Origin of the sequence: Devosia enhydra (genome assembly GCF_900119845.1) — a bacterium.
In the GTDB taxonomy this organism is placed as follows: domain Bacteria; phylum Pseudomonadota; class Alphaproteobacteria; order Rhizobiales; family Devosiaceae; genus FPKU01.
Genome location: NZ_FPKU01000003.1, coordinates 189,754 through 208,417 on the forward strand (window position 1 = coordinate 189,754; position 18,664 = coordinate 208,417).

Below are 18,664 nucleotides of genomic sequence, written 5' to 3' on the forward strand. Positions count from 1 at the left end.
ATGACGCTCGACGCGACCAAGGCCAGCAGCCGCATCCTCGACGACTACCCGATCCTCCTCGCCACCATCCGCCTGCCGGACGGCAAGGCCTATGCATGCGATCAGCGGGAGGCCGTCACTTCGCGCGGGCAGAGCTACCTGCCCGGGCTGGTGATCAGCCGGCCCCAGGACGATGGCAAGCCGGCAGAGTGCGCGATCGAAATCGCCAATGTCGGCAATCGCATCGCCAACCTCGTCGAGATCATGGACCGAACGGTGCCGATCGATCTCGAGCTGGTCTGGGCCTCGGCTCCGGACACGGTCTTTGCCGCCTATCCCGGCCTCGTCATCCGCTCGGCCGAGGTGCCGCTGGTGGCGGCCCGCTTCAGCCTCGTCCAGGACGTGCCTGTGGACGAGCCGGTCTCGGGCATCCGCGCAACCGCCCAGCACTTTCCGGGGCTCGAATATGGCTTTTGAACGGGTCTTCAAGCACGGTTACGCGCCTTATCTCGGCATCCCCTGGGTCGCCAATGGCGGCTCCTTTTCGGGCTGCGACTGCTGGGGGCTGGTGCGCCTCGTCTACGAGCGCGAGCTCGGCATCCTGCTTGCCCATCCCGCCGAGATCGCCTCGGCCGCTGCGGCCGAGATCGCCCGGCACTATGCCGGCACGCGCCAGCTCGTCCTGGGCGACGGGCTCTTCCGGTCCGTGGCGCCGTGGGAGGCTGAGGATCTCGATATCGTCGAGATGGCCATGGCCGGCAGCCGGCCCGACCATGTCGGCATCATCGCCGGCGCCATGGTGCTGCACTCCCGCATCCGCACGGGCTCACATCGCACCCCGCTCGCCGAGCTGCGCGGGCGCATTATCAGCGCCTGGTCGCCTGTGGAGGCCCGCAATGGCTGAGCTGATCATTGCCGATCGCCTGGCGCCGGTCTCCCTCGAGCTGGCCTGCGACGGTCGCCAGTCGGTCGCCGACCTGGTCAGAGCCGCCGGCTTCTCTCCGCTCGAATGGGGACGGATGGCCGTCACCATCGACGAGCATCCCATCCCGCGCGACCTCTGGGCCCGGGTGCGGCCCAAGCCGATCGGCATCCGGGTCATGCGCGTGGCCATGATGCCGGCCGGTGACGGCGCCGGCGGCGGCGGCGTGCTCCGGACGGTGCTGACCGTGCTCCTCGTCGCCGGCGCAATCGCCTTGACTAGCGGTGCAGCGGCCTTCGCCCTGGGCGGCGCCGGCGGGCTCACGCTCTTCGCTGCCGGCTCCTTCGAGGCCTCCCTGGCAGCCGCTGCCGTGCTGGGTCTCGGCCAGGCCGGGCTCAATGCGCTCTTTCCGTCGGCCGTGCAGGGACAATCTCAGCAATCCGGCACGACGCTGGGCTCGGCCGGCGTCCGCCAGAACGTCCTGGCAGCAGGCGACTACCTGCCGCGGCCCTTTGGCCGCACCAAGCTTTGGCCGCCCCAGGTCACCAAGCCGATCCGCTACCTGCAGGGGCGCGACGAGGTGGTCGAGGCGCTCTATGCCGTGGCCGGACGCACCGTGCTCGAGGACATCCGCATCGGCGGCGTTCCGGCCTCCGAGGTCGAGGGCGTCACGGTCCAGACCGTCGACTGGACCTCGCCGCTCGAGACCCAGACCCTGCTGCAGCAGTATGGGGCCATGAAGGCCGTCGGCCGGCCGCTCGCCTGGTATGTCATCAACAAGAACGCCGGCGACGATCTCTTCGACCAGAACCTGCCCGAGCGCTCCTCACCGGCCTGGGACATGGTCTCGCTGCCAGCCCTTGACGAGGCCCGCATCCGCCTCGCATGGACCGAGGGGCTCGCCAAGAAGAACGACAATGCCGCAACGGTCTACCAGCCGCTGCGCCTGCGCATCCGGCCGCGTGGGGCGACCAGCTGGCTCAACCTCCCCGAGATCTGGTTTTCCAACAACGCGACCGGCGAAGCCTACCGCAAGGACATCATCCTGCGGCGCGGCACGCCGGGCCCGGCGCCGACCATCCGCGACGCGGCGCAGACCGCCATCCGCGCCTTTGCCCGCACCCCGGGCCAGGGCCGCTATGGGCTTGTCGGCAACGGCATCTCGAATGGCACCGGCAGCTCGGATTATGCCGGCTATCTCCATGTCGAGGGCGGATCGGGCACAGCGATCGTCGCGCGCGGTTGCCCGACGCTGACGAGCGCCCCGGCCAATGGCAGCGTCTGGCGCATGCGTGCGCTCCAGGACAATGGCGGTGCAGCAACCACGATCGCGATCGATGGGCTGGCGCCGATCTCCATCTCGGGCACGCTTCTCGCCAACACCGACTATGACCTGACCTATTCGGCCGGCAGTTTCAGCCGGACGCCTTCGGCATCCCCGGCGCCGTTCCAGGGCGTCGACCTCGCGCCGACCCGGCCTGACTGGGTAGCCGCGAGCCACTTCATCTCGTCCATGCCGGCCGGCAACGGGCACATCCCTGTCCTCGCCGATCAGAACGTGCAGCTTTGCGACGAGGGCGTCATCATCTGGCTCGATGGGCTGGTCGACGACGTGCCGCTCGAGCTGGGGCTGATCGCCGGCGCCGTGACCCTCTCCACCAACTTCAACTTCACGCGCTACGCCCAGCCGCACTGGAGCTGGGGCGGCTGGAACTGCACCGACATGTTCGGCTATGGCGAGCATCCGGGGCATGCCGCCAAATATGCCCCGCGCGATATGCAGAACAATGTCGGGCTGGTCGCGGTCAACGAGCTGGCCGTCATCCGCCGGCAGCCGCCAACCATCGGCCTCAGCCGGTCCGATTGCGCCCTGATCGCGGTGCGCGGGCGCAACGTCCAGGTCGGCGAGGTCACCGCGATCGCGACCTCGGTGATCCACGACCGGCAGAGCGAGGACTGGCTCGCCACCGACAATCCCGCCAAGCTTTCGGAGGCCCTGGCGCGTGGGCAGTCGACCAACCGGCCGCTGTCGGCAACCATCGACACCGCCGCCTATGACGCCTGGGCGGCCGAGTGCGTCGCCAAGGGGTATCGCACGAGCTTTGAGAGCGCGGGCGCCGGCTGGGACGACGTCCAGAAGATGCTGGCATCGGCGGCCCGGGGCGGCTTTGCGATGGCCGGCTCCTGGCGACCGTATTTCGATCGGGACCGGTCGGCCGAGGATGCGGTCTTCGTCTTCTCGCCGATGAACGCCCGCTATCTCGGGCTGTCGCGGGCCTGGGCGCCGCTGCCCACCGACGCGCTCCGCATCACCTGGCGCGACGAGGCCGAGGACTATCAGGAGCGCTCCACTCTCGTTTATGCCCAGGGCGTGACGGCAGCGTCGGCCCGCGGTCTCGAGGACGTGCGCTATCCCGAGATCCCGACGGAAGCGCTAGCCATCGCCCGGGCCCGGTACGACCTGGCGCTGATGCGGTACAGGGCCACCCGCCAGCGTTTCGAAACCGACCACGCCGGCGAGGCTGTGCGCAAGGGCGACCTGGTGCTGGCCGTCTGGGACATGCTGGCGGAGATCGACGAGACCCATGGCGTCAACGAGCGCGCCATCAACCAGTCGGCCTATGTCCGGAGCGTCACGCGCAATCTCGCCGGCCAGGTGACGGCGATCGCGCTCGAGCAGCCGGTCTATGTCGAGCCTTCAACGGGCTCGCTCTGGGATGTGGCCGACCTCTGGGAGACGGGCAATATCCTGACGATCGGCAATCCGTACGTCGCGGCGATCGCGGTGGGCCGGGCCCATCCTGCCGATCCGGACGCCGGCGTCGTGGTCAGCCTCGATCTCGATGCAGCCGAGGCCGGCGTTACCGACAGCGTCGTGGTGACCCCCGCCAGCGTGCCCCATTCCGAGCGAATCGTACCTGGCCAGATGGTGACCGTGGGCCGCCGTCAGCGGCTGGGCCGTCGCGCCCTCGTCGAATCCATCGTGCCCTCCGGCCCCCTCTTCACCGTCACCGTCGTCCCCGAAGCCCCCGAGGTGTTTGCATGATGCCCGATCCCTTGGGCTCCGGCCCGACAACCACCTCAGATCCTGCAGGCATCGCGGGTGACGCGTACGGCACGCGGGTCGCCACCGAGCTCGAGGAGCTCTACCGCCGCGCGACGAGGCCGCTGACCGTTACCGGCACCAATGCCCTGACCGCCACGACGCCGGCGGGGTCTGTGCCGATCGCCACGCTGACCGAAGGCATGACGCTCGATTTCGTGCCGCCCAACACCAACACCGGCGCCATGACGCTGGCGGTCGACGGGCTGTCGGCGATCGCGCTCGTCTCCGAGGACGGCAACGCCCTGACTGCCGGCCAGGTGCGCGGCGGCCGTCCGCTGCGAGCCCGCATCCATTCCGATGGCAAGGCGCGCGCTATAGCCGGGCTAGCGGTCAGCGGTGCGGCCACCAAGACGGCCGTCCTCATCAACAAGCGCACCAATGCCTCGGGCGGCGGGCTGACCTCGGGCTCCGACCAGACCTTCTCGATCAACACCAAGCCGGTGGACACCATCGGCATCTCGGGCACGCTGCCCGAGTTCACGCTGCCGGCAGGCGCGTGGGATATCGACTTCACCGCCGTCGTCGAAGGCGTCGGCGTGGCTGATCTCCGGCTCTGGAACGTCACCGACAACGCGCTCGTTACAACCTTTTTCGGAGTGGGCAGCCGCACCGTCACCACCAACCACACCGGCATGATGACCGGCCGCGGCCGGGTGACGCCGGCAACATCCAAGACCTACAAGTTCGTCACCCGCGTGCAGTCGACCAACGGCACCGATGGTCAGGGCGGGCTGTCGGAGGGCGGCGGCTATTTCACGACGGCCGACCTCATCAACGCCGTTGCCGTCATCACTGAAGCGCGCTCGGCCCTAGGCGGACCGCAGGGACAGGCGGCCACCCTTTCGATCGGCACCGTGACCACCCTTGATCCGGACGATCCCGCCACCGTCACCAATGGCGGCACCTCAGGCGCGGCGGTCCTCAACTTCGGCATCCCGAGGGGCGCGGCCGGTACCATCGAGATCGGCGACGTCACGACGGTCGATCACGACGAGCCGGCCGCCGTGACCGACAGCGGCGCACCCGGCGCTGCGGTCCTCGACTTTTCCCTGCCGCGGGGCATCCCGGGCCCGCAAGGGCTCAACTGGCAGGGACCGTGGAGCGCCGGCGCCTATGCCCAGTTCGACGCGGTTTCAAAGGGAACCGCTTCCTATGTCGCCAACACGGCGACGAGCCAGGAGCCGCCCGGCAGCGACTGGGATCTGCTCGTGCCAGCCGGGCCAGCCGGTCCTGCCGGCATCCGGGCCGGCCTGCGCTACACCTTCGATTCCTCCACTGGTGTATCCAACCCCGGCACTGGCAAATTCCGCATCACGAGCAGCGGAAACGCTGGCTTTGTGATCTCCAATACGCCTGCCGGAGGCGGCAGCATTGACGCGCTGCTCAACGGGTATGCCTTTGTAGATAATGACCCTGTCGGCATCATCATCGTCCAATCTTCTGACCCTTCCGGATCGGTGTTCTATCTGGCGGAGATCATTTTTCTGGATACGGGCGGGTCCGGGTGGTCGCATCTCGCAGTTAGTCAACTGTCCGGCAGTTTGCCTGCAAACGGCGCCGACTGCGTCATCACCTTCTTGTTTCGTGGGAGCAATGGAACACGAGTGAGTCCGCCGGCTACGGCGACCTCTTCGGGCAGCACCGGCGAATGGGCAGTCGACGCGAACTACTTCTACGCCTGCGTCGCCAACAACACCTGGCGCCGTGTAGCGCTGAGCAGTTGGTAAACGCGCAAGGATCATTCTCTCCGCTAAGAAAGGCCCAACAATGCCCTATGATGCATCTAAAGACCCCTTCGCTCTCGCCGCGCCGGCTTTGCTCGGCTTCGGCAAATCTGGTCGGGTCGTGACCCCCCACAACACCAACGACCTCAACCCTTATGCCAAGGCCATCCAGGTCGTGGCCGCCGGCAACCTGGTCTATCTGCCGGTCGGCAATGCCGACGGCGACAACATCACCGTCACCTCCGCCCCGGTCGGCTATATGCCGCCCCACCGGGTGCGCCGGGTGCTTGCGACCGGGACCACGGCGACCGTGGTGACGGTGGACGGATGACGAACCTGGTAATGGGGCTAGGGCTCGCCCCAGCGAAGGGCGGGGGGGTAGCGTACCTGCCTGAGACTGAGGCTCTGGTGGCGCGTTTCACCACGCCACCGACGCCCGAGCGCAAGGTGCTGATCAACACGCTGGTCGGCTCCCTGATCGATGCCGGCGTGTGGGCCAAGCTTGATGGCCTCTGGCTGCTCGCAGCCGCCGACGCTCAAGCCGGCCGGCGAAACTGGATACAAAACGCCTACAACCTCACTGCGGTCAATAGCCCGGCATTTGCTGCGGACCGCGGATATACCGGCAATGGGTCCAGCAGCTATCTCGATACTGGGCTCGTCCCATCGACCTTCGGCGGCCTTTATGCCCTGAACGATGCATCCTTCGGGTACTGGTCTCTTACATCACGGGCCGGCAATTCGTCCAACCCGATGGGATCGTCATCGGGTGTAAACTCGTCCCCATTTAGCATCATCAACCCCCGCTTTACCGATGATCGCCTTTATCCGACCGTCAATGACACCGGATCCGGCGGCGGGGGCGCCGCGAACACGCAAACGTCCGGCCTGCTCTCTGCTCAGAGAGACAGCGCTGCCAATGTGCAAGTTTATCGTGACGGATCGCTGCTGGCCAACCTATCAATTGCCAGCGTTGCATTGCCGAGTAACTCCTTTGCGCTGCTAGCCAGGAAGACCGGCTCGGGGGCTGTGAACGTCACAGCGGACCAGATTTGCATGGGGTACGTCGGAAGAGCGCTCGGGGCCTTGCACTCGGACCTAAAAAACGCCGTCGAAACCTATCTTACCGCCGTTGGAGCAGTCTGATGTCCATGCAGAATTTCTTTGTCCTCACTCCCGCTCAGCGTATCGCCGCAATGGCGTTCAATGGCGAGGATGTTGCCATCAACCCGCGCGCCGTGGACAACTCGTCTCCCGGCGTCGGGCTCAATCTCAATGACAACGCCGCCGATTTTGATCCTGGCGAAGCAGTGACGCTGACCGGGGCCTACGTTGCGCCCAAGCGCATTGTGGATGACCCGGAATATATGACTTACGCGCCGGGCATGATCGCGCTTCTTCTGACTTTGCCATGGTGCTCGCTGGAGACAGAGACGATCTTTGCGCCGGAGGTCTAACCCCTCGCACTCACACCCTAGGCTAATTCAATGAGCCACGAACTGAACCCGCAGCAATCAGTTTCTCCAAGGCGTCGTGCCAAGCCTCGGTGGGCGCCGAAAACTGAAGTAGAGCGCCGCCTACTTGCAGCACTAGAACACTATGGCCCGGCTGGATGGGCACTGTTCCGGGTGTTACCCAGCCTGTCGCCGCAACTCGAAGCTGTCGGTCTATTTCACCCGTCTCCGGGTCTGATCCTTCGGCGCGAGGATATGGGTTTATTGTCAGGGATTGCAAAGCGGCTGTCGCAAGGTCGCTCGCCGTTTCTGGATTGAGTTTGAGCATCACGTTCCGCGTGCCGCCCTCGCTGACTATGACCTGGGCGGAGCCCTCGATCATCGCAGGCATCACCAGATCAACTCTAATTTCGATTGGTCCCTTCGGCGCCATGATTGCCCTCCCTGTGCCGGGGGCCAGTCACGCACGCCGTTTAGATAGAGTCCACACCCCTCGCCCTCGCATCGGTTGGGGGGTACGCATTCGCTAGGAGAATAGCGGCGCCGGTGCGTAGGGCGGGGGCTTTACTAACCGGCGCCGCCAGCCTGTGAGAGCTATGCAGGCAGGCCGAGAACACGGACGCGAAGCTCAACGTTCCATTGAGAATTGCGCTCAGCTTTCACCTCGAACAGCCCCTGTGAGGTCGGGGGTACCTTATACCTTCAAGGCCGGCGCGCCGTCGGCACGCCCAGGCTGTTGAACGTGAAGCTCACGCTCTTGCCGCCGCACTGGGAACAGACCATGTGCGGCGCCAGGTCCCAGGCCATCGACCCATGCTCTGGCCCCAGTCTGGCCGCGAGCACCTCAAGGTCGATAGCGGCCTAGTGCCGGCAGGCGTTGCAGTGGACGGTCAACGACATCTCGTCGGCGATGAGCTTGGCAATGGTTCGGGTCGGTCGCATGGCCGCAAGGCGTCGGCGCGATTCGTGGCGAATGCTGGACGCAATCAGTATCGGCCGCTCGGCAGGGATGACGGGCGGCCGCGGCGGATGAACGCCGCAACTGGGGGACAGGCGCCAACCATAGCCCCCAAAGCACCACTGCCAGTGCTCCACCCGCCGCTCCTCGCGCGAGGGCGGCTCAACGTGGAACGAGTCCCACTGGAACCCATAATGGTATTTGACGACTATCCCCGGCCGATCGACCCAACCCATCCGCCGGCCGCCTATATCGGGGGCAAGAAGCGCCTTTCAAAGCGCCTCGTAGACCTCATCAACGCTACCCCGCACACCACATATGCCGAGGCCTTCGTCGGCATGGGCGGGGTGTTCTTCAAGCGCGATCGTCAGCCCAGGAGCGAGGTCATCAACGACTGGTCGGGCGACGTGGCGAACCTCTTCCGCATCCTGCAGCGGCACTATCCGCGGTTCATGGACATGCTGAAGTTCCAGGTCACTAGCCGGCGGGAGTTCGAGCGGCTCAAGGCGACCGATCCGACGACCCTCACCGACCTCGAGCGGGCGGCCCGCTTCATCTACCTCCAGCGCCTGTCCTTCGGCGGCAAAGTCGCCGGCCGGACCTTCGGGGTCAACATCGGCGGGCCGGCGCGCTTCAACCTCAACCGCCTCGGGCCGGTGCTCGAGGACATCCACGAGCGCCTGGCCGGGGTGGTGATCGAAAACCTCCCCTGGCAAACCTTCCTCGATCGCTACGACCGGCCGGATGCCCTGTTCTACCTCGACCCTCCGTACTGGGGCAGCGAGGGTGACTACGGCAAGGCGCTCTTCGGGCGCGACCAGTTCGCCCGGATGGCCGAGCGCCTGGCCGCGCTGAAGGGCAGCTTCATCCTCTCGATCAACGACGTGCCTGAGATCCGCGACCTGTTCGGCCGCTTCGAGCTCACCGAAGCCGAGCTGCTCTATTCGGTCAGTGGCGGGAAAGGCTCGCCGGCGCGCGAGCTGATCATCAGGCCAGCCTAGAGACCACCGAAATCAAGGGCATTGAAGCGGTCGGCCACTAGCCTGCCGGCGTTGGGCGAATGGACATAGGTCTCGATGAACACGGCGGACGACTTCCAGCCACCAGCCTCCATCGCCGTCTTCACGTCGGCACCCATGGCCATCGCGTTGGTGGCAAAGGAGTGCCTGCCGCAAGAGTGCGAGGGCTTGTACGAGATGCCGGCGCGCTGGCAGACGGCCTCGAGGCGCTCGTTGACCGAGTACCGGGAGGCATACCTGAACACCCGGTCCCCTGGCCCCCGATCGGCAGCGAGGACGCGGAGCCGGCCACACAGCTCGTCGGTCAGGTGGCGCACGGAGTTGCGATCGGTCTTGGTGCGCAGCAGCAGGGCACGTCGGCCGACCAGGTCAACGTCCTTCCATTCGAGCCGTACAGCCTCCGAGACGCGGGCGGCCGTCTGGGCCATGAACAGCACGAGGGCCGCTACGTGAGGCAGTCCGTCCAGGTCGCATTGACGGGTGAACAGGTGAAGCCAGGCGGCCGACGCTGGGCTCTTCCGCTTGGGGGGCTCCTGTTTGAAGCGGGTCAGGCGGATGAGCGGGCACCAGCCGCGCTCGTAGCCGTGCAGCATCACCGACCGAGCCGGCGTCAGCGCCTGGCGGTTCCGTGTGGCCGCGCAATGGTCGGGGTAGAGCACCATGGCCATCTGCTTGATGTCGAAGGGAGCGATCTCGGTCAGGAGCCGGTCGCTGCCGAAGTGGCCAATGATGGGCGGGATGTAGCGCTCCTCGCCTCCATGATCGAGGTAGCTCTTCGCGGCCAGCGCGAAGGTGGGGGCGGCATTGCGGGCGTGCGGGAATAGTGCTGAAACAGCGGCAGCCATGGCGAACCTCTCCGTTCGGTGTGGTCAGAGCGCGCCGGGGTGGTGGAACACCTCGGTGCGCTCGTCAGCCTAAAGGGCCCTGCCGGCAGGGCAACCAGCTCCAGCCCATCTATCCCCTGCTGAGAGTGGCCATCGGCCGGAGCTGGCCCAGCTCACCAAGCGATGGAGCGATCAGGTGACCATGAAGCCGATCCTGCATGTGACCTTCCCTCGTCAGACCCCTGCCACGGCCGCCCTGTTCCTCAGAGGCCACCGCATGGGCTTGCTGCGCGACGGGTGGCTGCTGGTCTATGAGCACACCGAGAGTCCTCCCACCGATGCGCTGGTCGAGCAGCTCTGCGTGCTCAAGACGGCCGATCACCGCGTGCTGTGTCGGGTGATGCGGAAGGGCAGGAAGGGAGGCGCTTGGGACCTGCTGACCGGCACCGGGGAGCAGGAGCTGGATGTCGCGGTCGTATGGGCGGCGCGGGTCGACCTGATCATTCCCCACGAGCCAACGCCGGACGAGGTTGAAGCCTTTGGGAGCACCTATTGAACGGGTATTAAACTGCTGCCAACCGTTCTGACGTTTTATGCCAACCGATTTGGCGCGCTACAGAAAGCGACCAGCGCATGTCGCAATATCGCCTTCAGTCACCGTGCGCCGGGCATCCGCGCGGCGGCTGACACGATGGGCAAGCCGCGTCGGTGACGCTGTCGGGGGACCAACTGTGTCGGTAACCCTGTCGGCAAGAAAAAACCCGACGCCGCGAGGCGCCGGGTTGTGTTGGTCGGAGTAGAGTGATTCGAACACTCGACCCCCTGCTCCCGAAGCAGGTGCGCTACCAGGCTGCGCTATACTCCGTCAGGTCGGCGCGCCGTGGCACGTCGGTGCCGGCTATATAGCCGCGCTCGCGATGCGGTTCAAGCGCAGATCGCAGCTTTGAGGTCAGTTGCGCACGCTCCTCAAAACCGGTACTAGACGGCCCCGTTGGGGCGTCGCCAAGTGGTAAGGCAGCGGTTTTTGGTACCGCCATTCCTAGGTTCGAATCCTAGCGCCCCAGCCAGTGCCTCTTAGGCTGTCCGAAGGATGAGGTTTCTCCTCCAGGCGCTTCGAGCCTTTTGGGCGAGATGCCCCTCAGCTCGGGCCAGAGCCATTCAACCTCGATGACCCGCAGCCGCGATGGCGACGCGCCGGCTAGATCGCCCTGCACGACTCGCGGATGTGCAGTCGCGGCGCAACACGCAAGGTTTGCGGCGGGGCGCCATCGCCAGTGATGCGGGCCAGAAGCAGTTCCGAGGCATTGGCGCTGATGGTTGCGATATCCTGATGCAGCGATGTGATGCTCGGCGCCCAACCCTCGGCGGGGTGGAAGCCATCGAAGCTGATGACGGACACATCACTGGGCACCTTGAGCCCGATATTCTTGAGGCCGGCCATGGTGCCGAGCAATTGCGCGATGTTGATGCAGGCGATCGCCGTGGGCGGGTTGCCCATGTTCATCAGCTGCTGAACGGCGGTGAACGCGTGCTCGAAACGATGGCAGGAGCGGCGGATAATGTCCTCCCGCACCACAAACCCCGCCTCTGCCATGGTCTGGCAGAAGCCGCTCAGCCGTTCGTCGGAGGGCGATATGCCGGGCCGGCCCGCGAGAAAGGCGATGTCGCGATGGCCCAGCGTCAGCAGATGCCGCGTCACCAACTGCGCGCCAAGATAATTGTCATCGACCACCGCATCGAACCGGCTGCCGGGAATCACGCGGTCGACCAGCACGGCGGGGGTGCGGATCGTCGAGGCCAGCCGCGCCGGATAGTCCTGGCCGTGGCTCGTGGGAGCAATGATCAACCCTGCCACCCGATGGGCGGAAAACAGCTCGATCTCGCGGAATTCGCGCTCCGGATCATCCTCATTGCTGGCAAACAGCATGTTATAGCCCCGGTTCGACAGGGCTGACTGCATGGCCTTGGCCAGATGCGCGGCCCATGGCGTGGCGATATCGGGGACGATGAGCCCGATGGTGTTCGACACCCCCTTGCGCAGGTTGCGCGCCACCGGATCGGGGTGATAGCCGGCCTCCTCGACGGCCGCCCAGACGCGGGCGCGCAATTCCTCGCTCACCGGTGCCGTGCCGTTCAGCGTGGCCGAAACCGTGGTGATCGACACCCTGGCGATGCGTGCGACGTCACGAATGGTCGACATGGTGCGCTCCAGACTGACCGTTTCAACCTCACACAAAACGTTTCGTCAACGTCGCAAGCGGCTTTGGCCAAGCCCTTTCCGCCTATCTTTGGCGCCGAATGCAGGTCGAAGGCCTGGCAAGAAGGGCTTGCCGCGACCAAAAATCCACGGTAAACACGAAACGTTACGCGTTAAAAATCAGCGTTCTTCGTGGCCGCAACGCAGGTAAATTCGGCAAGACGCGTAACGTTTTGTGCCGCCAGGGGGCGGTTGGGAGGAAGCTTATGACACTGAAATCACTAGCCTCGGCGGCTCTTGCCGCCTCCCTCATGCTCGGCTGCACGTTCAGCGCCGCAGCCCAGGACGTTCTGCGCCTTCGCATGAATGGCGACATCAACTCGGTCGATCCGATCGCCACCACAAATTTCACCATCCGCAACAGCGCCTACCTCATCTACGACACGCTGTTTTCGCTCGATGCCGATTTCCAGGTGCAGCCGCAGATGGCTGAGGGCGTGACGCTGTCCGATGACAATCTCACCTACACCATCACCCTGCGCGAGGGCCTTACATTCCATGATGGGGCACCGGTCACCGCCGCCGATGCCGTGGCTTCACTCCAGCGCTGGGGCAAGGTCGACGGGCTGGGCAAGATCCTGTTTTCAAAGGCCGAATCCTTGACGGCCACGGATGACAGGACGCTCGTTCTCCAGATGAAGGAGCCCTGGGGTCAGGTGCTGCCGGCGCTTGGCAAGATTTCGTCCAACGTGCCCTTCATCATGCCGGCACGCCTTGCCGCCAACGAGCCGACCGTGCCGGTCACCGAAGCCATCGGCTCGGGCCCCTTCCGCATGATCGCCGAGGAATGGGTGCCCGGCAGCGTCGCCGTCTATGAAAAGTTCGAGGAGTATGTGCCCCGCTCCGAGCCGGCCAGCATGGCCGCCGGTGGCAAAATCGCCAATTTCGACCGGATCGAAATCCGCTACATCCCGGATTCATCGCAGGCCGTGGATGCCCTGCTCAATGGCGAAATCGATTGGATCGAGGATGTCGCGGCGGACATGATCCCGCTGTTCGAAGGCTCGGACACGGCCTATATCTTCGCCAACCCGCAGGGCGGCAACAGCCTCCAGCTGGTGGTGAATCACCTCAACCCGCCCTTCGATAACCCAAAGGTGCGCGAGGCCCTGCAATGGGCGCTCGAGCCGACCCCGTTCATGCAGGCGATCTTCGGGGATCAGACCCAGCTCTACCAGATCTGCGCCGCCATCTTCTTTTGCGGCTCGCCGTTTGAAAGCACGGTCAACACCGACCGTATCCTCACCCGCGATGTCGAAAAGGCCAAGGCCCTGCTGGCCGAGGCCGGTTATGAGGGCACGCCGGTGCTGCTGCCCCACGTCACCGACATTCCCTTTCACGACCATGCCTATTCGGTGCTGAAGCCGATGCTCGAAGAGGCCGGCTTCGTCGTCGACGAGCAGATGACCGACTGGGCCTCCGTCTCCACCCGGCGCGCCAGCAGGGAGCCGGTGGCCAATGGCGGCTGGAACCTGTTTTTCACCGGCTGGGGCTATGTCGACCAGTCCAACCCGATGACCAATGTCTATGTCGCGGGCGCCGGGCTCGATGGCTGGTTCGGCTGGGCGGATTCGGCCGAACTGCGCGACCTGCGCGCCCGCTTTGCCGAAACCTCCGACCCTGCCGAACAGAAGGCGCTTGCCGAGACGATGCAGTCGGTCGCCTATGATCTCGTGCCCTTCGTGCCGCTCGGCCAGGCGGCCCTCGCCCAGGGCGTCGCCTCCAATCTCGAAGGCTTCATCGAAAGCCCGGTGCCTTTCTTCTGGAATGTGAAGCGCAAGCAGTAGTCTGCTGTGTCGCCCCGCCCGGGTCCGCCCGGGCGGGTGTTTCGAGGGGAGGTCGCTCGTGTTTGCCTATCTTGTGGGCCGTATCGTCTCGGCCATTCCCATTCTGCTGCTGGTCGCGGTCTTCATCTTTTCTCTCGTCAACCTCACCCCGGGGGATCCCGCCCTTCTGCTCGCCGGCGACAACGCCACGCCCGCGCAGGTCGAGCAGATCCGTGAGCGCCTGCATCTCGACGAGCCCCTTCACACCCGTTTCGCCATCTGGGCCGGCAATGCGCTCCAGCTCGATCTGGGGGTCTCGATCTATTCCGGCCAGCCGGTCACGCGGCTGATCGCACAGCGCATCGAGCCCACCTTCGTGCTGGCGGCGGTGACGCTGGTGATCACGGTGCTCATCGCCGTACCGCTCGGCGTCATCGCGGCCTGGAAGGCCAACACCCTCATCGATCGCCTCATCATGGGCTTTGCCGTGCTCGGCTTTTCGGTGCCGGTCTTCGTCATCGGCTATCTTCTGGCCTATGTGTTCTCGGTCACGCTCAAATGGTTTCCCGTCCAGGGCTACAGCCCGCTCGCCGATGGCGTGTTCGAAACCCTGCGCAGCGTCACCCTGCCCGCCATTGCGCTGGCGCTGGTCTTTGCCGCGCTGATCGCCCGCGTCACCCGCGCCGCCATGCTCGAGGTGCTCAACGAAAATCACATCCGCACCGCCCGTGCCAAGGGCCTGCCGGTGCCGCGCATCCTCATCGTCCATGCGCTCAAGAATGCCGGCGTGCCGGTCGTCACCGTCATCGGCATCGGCCTCACCACGCTTGTCGGCGGCGTCGTCGTCACCGAGTCCGTCTTCAACATTCCCGGCATCGGGCGGCTCACCGTCGATGCCATCACCCGCCGCGATTATCCCATCGTGCAGGGCGTCATCCTCTTCTTTGCCACCCTGCTCATCGCCATCAACATCCTGGTCGACATGAGCTATGCCCTCTTCGACCCGCGCGTGAAGGGCTGAGCCATGAGCTTCACCGGCACGACGCGCACCACCCCTTCCACCCTCTCGCGCTGGCTCGGCTATGCCCGCAGCAATCCGGCAACGGTTTTCTGCGCCGGCGTGCTGGTCATCTTCCTGCTGATCGCCCTGTTCGCGCCGCTTCTGGCCGGTGATCCGCTCAAGATCGATCCGGCCCAGCGCCTGAGGCCACCCAGCGACAGCGCCATCTGGGGCCGCGACCATCTGGGGCGCGATGTCTTTGCCCGCGCCATCTATGGCACCCGCGTATCGATGCTGGTCGGGTTCTCCGTTGCCATTCTGGTCACCGTCCTGGGCGTAGCAATCGGCATCTATGCCGGCCTCAGCACGATTGGCGGGGCCATCGTCATGCGCCTGGCCGACGCCCTGATGGCCATTCCCGCCGTGCTGCTGGCCATTGCCTTTGCGTCGCTGATGAATGCCGGCCTCCTCACGGTCATCATTGCCATCACCATTCCCGAGATCCCTCGCATGGTGCGGCTCGTGCGCTCGGTGGTTCTCGGCGTGCGACAGCAGCTTCATGTCACCGCTGCCATTTCGATCGGCACATCGGGCCTTGCGCTCGTCTGGCGCCACATTCTGCCCAATACGCTCGGGCCGGTCCTGGTGCAGGCCACCTATGCCTGCGCCTCGGCCATCATCGCCTCGGCTGTCTTGAGCTTTCTGGGCGTCGGCCTTTCGCCCGAAGTGCCCAGCTGGGGCGGCATGATGGCCGATGCGCGCCAGCAGTTCCGCATCCATCCGGTTCTGATGCTCTACCCCGGAGTGCTCCTGTCGTTGCTGGTTCTGGCCGTCAACATTCTGGGCGACCGGCTGAGCGATGCGCTCGATCCCCGCAAGGCCCGGAGGTCCGGACTGTGACATCGAACCCGGTACTTTCGGTCGACATGCTCAGCCTCGAATTCCGCACTTCCGGCCAGTGCGTGCATGCGCTGGACAAGGTCTCGTTCAGCCTTGCCCGCGGCGAAACACTGAGCCTTGTCGGGGAATCCGGCTGCGGCAAGAGCGTCACCGCCATGGCCATCATGGGGCTGTTGCCCAAAAACAGCGCCAGGGTCACGTCGGGCAGCATAAGGCTCGATGGCACAAATCTCATCGGCCTCTCCGAGCGGCAGATGCAGACCATTCGCGGCAATCGCATCGGCATGGTGTTTCAGGACCCCATGACCTCGCTCAATCCCGTCCACACCATCGGCATGCAGATCGCCGAGGCCGTCCGTCGGCACAAGCATGTGAGCAAGAAGGACGCCTGGGCCCGCGCCCGGCAGATGCTCGAACGGGTCCGCATCCCCGACGCCGCCAACCGCCTTCTCGCCTATCCGCACGAATTGTCGGGCGGTCAAAGGCAGCGCGTCATGATCGCCATCGCGCTCGCCTGCGACCCCGAACTGCTCATCGCCGACGAGCCCACGACCGCCCTCGACGTCACCGTGCAGGCGCAGATCCTCGAGCTGATCGGCGAGCTCAAGACCGAGCTGGGCATGAGCGTCCTGCTCATCACCCACGATCTCGGCGTGGTCGCTGCCAGTGCCGACCGCATGATGGTCATGTATGCCGGCCGCATCGTCGAGGAAGGTCCGGTCGAACGCGTCTTCGCCCGCCCCTCGCATGGCTATACTGCCGGTCTCCTGCGCTCCCTGCCCGGCCATGGGGCGCAGCGACGCGGCCTATTGGCCGAAATCGGGGGCACCGTGCCCAGGCTCGACAAGCTGGTCGAAGGCTGCGTCTACGCGCCCCGCTGCGCGTTTGCGGCCGGCCCATGCACAGCCGCCCTGCCCCCGCCCCGGCAGATCGAGGCCGGGCATCGCTCGGCCTGCATCCGCCACGAGGCCGTCTTTGGCGCCATGGCCGATAATGACATCGTGAGGAGCTGGGCATGAGCGCCTTTTTGTCCCTGCGCAATGTCGGCAAGGATTACCACCTTGCCCGCCGCAGCCCGTTCAGGCCGCGCCCTGTCCTGCGCGCCGTCGACGCCGTCTCGCTCGATGTCCATCAGGGCGAAACACTCGGCCTCGTGGGCGAAAGCGGCTGCGGAAAATCCTCGCTTGCCCGGCTGATCATGCAGCTCGAAACCCCGAGCCGCGGCGCGATCACGCTTGACGACGTCGACCTTGCCGGGTTGGGCAAGGCCGACCTCAAGGCGGCGCGCCGCAATTTCCAGATGGTCTTCCAGGACCCCTATGCCTCGCTCAATCCCCGCATGAGGGCGCGCGCCATCATTGCCGAGGCTTTGCGCAATTACCGCACCGGCACGACGGCCGACATCGCGGCGCGCGTCGACGAGCTGGCACGCCAGGTCGGGCTGGGCGCCCATCTGCTCGACCGCTTCCCGCATGAACTCTCCGGCGGCCAGTGCCAGCGCGTCGGCATTGCCCGCGCCATCGCGCTCAATCCCCGCCTCATCGTCGCCGACGAGGCGGTCTCGGCGCTCGATGTTTCCATTCAGGCGCAGATCCTCAACCTCATCATCCGCCTTCAGGCCGAAATGAGGCTCACCCTCATCTTCGTCTCGCACGACATGTCGGTGATCGCCCATGTCGCGGACCGCGTCGCCGTCATGTATCTGGGGCGCATCGTCGAGCTGGGCGCCACCGAAACGCTCTTTGCCAGCCCCGGCCATCCCTACACGCGCACCCTGCTGGGTGCCGTGCCCACGCCCAGCCCTGCACGACGCGGGCGGCGCAGCGCTCCGGCAGGGGAGATGCCGAGCCCACTCAACCCGCCCTCGGGCTGCCATTTCCGCACCCGCTGCGCCCACGCCACCAGCCTTTGTGCCCAGCAGGTTCCGACGCTGCGTCCCGTCATGGGGCGCAGCATTGCCTGTCATCACGCCGAAACCCTGCCTGCGCCGCAAACTTACCCCGAGGTCGATCATGCCTGAGCCACTCGTTCTCCTGCCCGGGCTGCAGGCCGATCATCGCTCCTGGGTCAACCAGATCCGCCATTTCGAGCCGACGCGACAGGTCATCGTCCCCCAGCGCCATCAGCAGTGCGACACCATCCCCGCCATGTGCGCGCGCGTGCACGAGCAGCTACCCGAGCGCTTCCATCTCGTCGCCTGGTCCATGGGCGGCTATGTCGCCATGCAATTGCTGCCCCGGCTCACCGGGCGCCTCCTGAGCCTCACGCTCATCTCCACCTCTGCCCGGCCCGAAGACCCCGCGAGCACCGCCCGCCGCATGGAGATCCTCGCGCTGGCCGAGCGCGACGGCATGGCCGCCTCCAATCGTCGGACCATGACCCAGGCCTGCGTGGATTTCGACGCCGTCGATCCCGACATCCGCGCAGGGCTGCGCGACGCCGCGGTGGAGCTCGGGGTCGACGCCTATCGCGGCCAGCAAAAGGCGATCATCAATCGCCCCGATTCACGGTCCCTGCTGAAACTGGTCGATTGCCCGACACTGGTTCTGGTCGGCGACCGCGATACCGTCACCCCGCCCGAATGCGCCCGCGAAATCCACGAGGCCATTGTCGGCTCGCGTCTCATCATCATCGAAAACTGCGGCCACTGCGCGCCCTTGGAGTACCCCGAGCTGACCAACAGACTGCTGAGCGACTGGTGCTCTGGCGCGGTGGAATACGGATTGCAGACGCTGGGCCGGCTCGGGTGAGGCCA

General features: G+C 65.7%; 18 protein-coding genes and 2 tRNA genes. 16 read left to right on the top strand and 4 right to left on the bottom strand.

Annotation, left to right across the window (positions count from 1 at the left end; genetic code table 11):
* The 7 genes from BT183_RS20820 to BT183_RS15720 all read left to right on the top strand — a co-directional run bounded on the left by BT183_RS20820 (position 1) and on the right by BT183_RS15720 (position 7,188).
* A complete protein-coding gene (locus BT183_RS20820) occupies positions 1-456 on the top strand; it encodes a hypothetical protein (RefSeq protein ID WP_072345272.1) in 456 nt (151 codons plus the stop codon).
* A complete protein-coding gene (locus tag BT183_RS20825) occupies positions 446-883 on the top strand; it encodes an NlpC/P60 family protein (RefSeq protein ID WP_072345274.1) in 438 nt (145 codons plus the stop codon). Before BT183_RS20820 ends, BT183_RS20825 begins: the two co-directional genes overlap by 11 nt.
* Complete coding sequence (locus tag BT183_RS15700; RefSeq protein WP_072345276.1) at positions 876-3,947, top strand: phage tail protein; 3,072 nt, start codon at positions 876-878, stop codon at positions 3,945-3,947. Before BT183_RS20825 ends, BT183_RS15700 begins: the two co-directional genes overlap by 8 nt.
* The gene (locus tag BT183_RS15705; RefSeq protein ID WP_143145850.1) at positions 3,944-5,734 is read left to right on the top strand and encodes a hypothetical protein; all 1,791 of its coding nucleotides are present in this window, start codon (positions 3,944-3,946) and stop codon (positions 5,732-5,734) included. The genes BT183_RS15700 and BT183_RS15705 overlap by 4 nt, the downstream gene beginning before the upstream one ends.
* A gap of 40 nt (positions 5,735-5,774) precedes the next feature.
* Positions 5,775-6,062 (top strand): spike base protein, RCAP_Rcc01079 family, encoded by a 288-nt coding sequence (locus tag BT183_RS15710; protein ID WP_072345281.1) that lies wholly within the window; start codon positions 5,775-5,777, stop codon positions 6,060-6,062.
* Positions 6,063-6,139: 77 nt separating this feature from the next.
* Positions 6,140-6,877 carry a hypothetical protein gene (locus tag BT183_RS15715; RefSeq protein ID WP_143145851.1) on the top strand — a complete coding sequence of 246 codons (738 nt, stop codon included), beginning with the start codon at positions 6,140-6,142 and terminating at the stop codon, positions 6,875-6,877.
* Positions 6,877-7,188, top strand: a complete 312-nt coding sequence (locus BT183_RS15720) for a hypothetical protein (protein ID WP_072345285.1) — start codon at positions 6,877-6,879, stop codon at positions 7,186-7,188. The genes BT183_RS15715 and BT183_RS15720 overlap by 1 nt, the downstream gene beginning before the upstream one ends.
* Positions 7,189-7,210: 22 nt before the next feature.
* On the opposite strand, the gene BT183_RS20550 is transcribed toward BT183_RS15720, so the two are convergent.
* Positions 7,211-7,618 (bottom strand): hypothetical protein, encoded by a 408-nt coding sequence (locus BT183_RS20550; protein WP_143145852.1) that lies wholly within the window; start codon positions 7,616-7,618, stop codon positions 7,211-7,213.
* 719 nt (positions 7,619-8,337) lie between these two features.
* Between BT183_RS20550 and BT183_RS15725 the strand changes: the two genes are divergently transcribed.
* Positions 8,338-9,144: a DNA adenine methylase gene (locus BT183_RS15725; protein ID WP_072345287.1), complete on the top strand. Its 807-nt coding sequence runs from the start codon at positions 8,338-8,340 to the stop codon at positions 9,142-9,144.
* Here BT183_RS15725 and BT183_RS15730 read toward each other — a convergent pair.
* Complete coding sequence (locus tag BT183_RS15730) at positions 9,141-10,007, bottom strand: tyrosine-type recombinase/integrase (protein WP_072345289.1); 867 nt, start codon at positions 10,005-10,007, stop codon at positions 9,141-9,143. The genes BT183_RS15725 and BT183_RS15730 overlap by 4 nt on opposite strands.
* 175 nt (positions 10,008-10,182) lie before the next feature.
* Between BT183_RS15730 and BT183_RS15735 the strand changes: the two genes are divergently transcribed.
* Positions 10,183-10,542 (top strand): hypothetical protein, encoded by a 360-nt coding sequence (locus BT183_RS15735; RefSeq protein WP_143145853.1) that lies wholly within the window; start codon positions 10,183-10,185, stop codon positions 10,540-10,542.
* Between the two features lie 232 nt (positions 10,543-10,774).
* On the opposite strand, the gene BT183_RS15740 is transcribed toward BT183_RS15735, so the two are convergent.
* Positions 10,775-10,851 (bottom strand) — tRNA-Pro (locus BT183_RS15740).
* Between the two features lie 127 nt (positions 10,852-10,978).
* Here BT183_RS15740 and BT183_RS15745 point away from each other — a divergent pair.
* A tRNA-Gln gene (locus BT183_RS15745) sits at positions 10,979-11,053 on the top strand.
* Positions 11,054-11,184: 131 nt separating this feature from the next.
* On the opposite strand, the gene BT183_RS15750 is transcribed toward BT183_RS15745, so the two are convergent.
* Positions 11,185-12,186, bottom strand: a complete 1,002-nt coding sequence (locus BT183_RS15750) for a LacI family DNA-binding transcriptional regulator (protein ID WP_072345293.1) — start codon at positions 12,184-12,186, stop codon at positions 11,185-11,187.
* 263 nt (positions 12,187-12,449) lie between these two features.
* On the opposite strand from BT183_RS15750, the gene BT183_RS15755 reads away from it, so the two are divergent.
* From BT183_RS15755 to BT183_RS15780, 6 genes are read left to right on the top strand one after another with little or no spacing between them, the layout of a single operon-like run.
* Positions 12,450-14,030: an ABC transporter substrate-binding protein gene (locus BT183_RS15755; protein WP_072345295.1), complete on the top strand. Its 1,581-nt coding sequence runs from the start codon at positions 12,450-12,452 to the stop codon at positions 14,028-14,030.
* Positions 14,031-14,088: 58 nt separating this feature from the next.
* The gene (locus tag BT183_RS15760) at positions 14,089-15,030 is read left to right on the top strand and encodes an ABC transporter permease (protein ID WP_072345297.1); all 942 of its coding nucleotides are present in this window, start codon (positions 14,089-14,091) and stop codon (positions 15,028-15,030) included.
* A 3-nt stretch (positions 15,031-15,033) separates the two neighbouring features.
* Positions 15,034-15,909: an ABC transporter permease gene (locus tag BT183_RS15765; RefSeq protein ID WP_072345299.1), complete on the top strand. Its 876-nt coding sequence runs from the start codon at positions 15,034-15,036 to the stop codon at positions 15,907-15,909.
* Positions 15,906-16,928, top strand: coding sequence for an ABC transporter ATP-binding protein (locus BT183_RS15770; RefSeq protein WP_244545359.1), 1,023 nt, complete (start codon positions 15,906-15,908; stop codon positions 16,926-16,928). The genes BT183_RS15765 and BT183_RS15770 overlap by 4 nt, the downstream gene beginning before the upstream one ends.
* The gene (locus BT183_RS15775; RefSeq protein ID WP_072345301.1) at positions 16,925-17,929 is read left to right on the top strand and encodes an ABC transporter ATP-binding protein; all 1,005 of its coding nucleotides are present in this window, start codon (positions 16,925-16,927) and stop codon (positions 17,927-17,929) included. Before BT183_RS15770 ends, BT183_RS15775 begins: the two co-directional genes overlap by 4 nt.
* Entirely contained in the window at positions 17,922-18,659 is a 738-nt protein-coding gene (locus tag BT183_RS15780) for an alpha/beta fold hydrolase (protein ID WP_072345303.1), read from the top strand. Before BT183_RS15775 ends, BT183_RS15780 begins: the two co-directional genes overlap by 8 nt.
* The last annotated feature ends 5 nt before the right edge of the window (positions 18,660-18,664 follow it).

Bases quoted from the DNA above. Each gene is read 5' to 3' on its own strand.
- BT183_RS20820 (WP_072345272.1), top strand. From the start codon at position 1: ATGACGCTCGACGCGACCAAGGCCAGCAGCCGCATCCTCGACGACTAC.
- BT183_RS20825 (WP_072345274.1), top strand. From the start codon at position 446: ATGGCTTTTGAACGGGTCTTCAAGCACGGTTACGCGCCTTATCTCGGC.
- BT183_RS15700 (WP_072345276.1), top strand. From the start codon at position 876: ATGGCTGAGCTGATCATTGCCGATCGCCTGGCGCCGGTCTCCCTCGAG.
- BT183_RS15705 (WP_143145850.1), top strand. From the start codon at position 3,944: ATGATGCCCGATCCCTTGGGCTCCGGCCCGACAACCACCTCAGATCCT.
- BT183_RS15710 (WP_072345281.1), top strand. From the start codon at position 5,775: ATGCCCTATGATGCATCTAAAGACCCCTTCGCTCTCGCCGCGCCGGCT.
- BT183_RS15720 (WP_072345285.1), top strand. From the start codon at position 6,877: ATGTCCATGCAGAATTTCTTTGTCCTCACTCCCGCTCAGCGTATCGCC.
- BT183_RS20550 (WP_143145852.1), bottom strand. From the start codon at position 7,618: ATGGCGCCGAAGGGACCAATCGAAATTAGAGTTGATCTGGTGATGCCT.
- BT183_RS15725 (WP_072345287.1), top strand. From the start codon at position 8,338: ATGGTATTTGACGACTATCCCCGGCCGATCGACCCAACCCATCCGCCG.
- BT183_RS15730 (WP_072345289.1), bottom strand. From the start codon at position 10,007: ATGGCTGCCGCTGTTTCAGCACTATTCCCGCACGCCCGCAATGCCGCC.
- BT183_RS15750 (WP_072345293.1), bottom strand. From the start codon at position 12,186: ATGTCGACCATTCGTGACGTCGCACGCATCGCCAGGGTGTCGATCACC.
- BT183_RS15755 (WP_072345295.1), top strand. From the start codon at position 12,450: ATGACACTGAAATCACTAGCCTCGGCGGCTCTTGCCGCCTCCCTCATG.
- BT183_RS15765 (WP_072345299.1), top strand. From the start codon at position 15,034: ATGAGCTTCACCGGCACGACGCGCACCACCCCTTCCACCCTCTCGCGC.
- BT183_RS15775 (WP_072345301.1), top strand. From the start codon at position 16,925: ATGAGCGCCTTTTTGTCCCTGCGCAATGTCGGCAAGGATTACCACCTT.
- BT183_RS15780 (WP_072345303.1), top strand. From the start codon at position 17,922: ATGCCTGAGCCACTCGTTCTCCTGCCCGGGCTGCAGGCCGATCATCGC.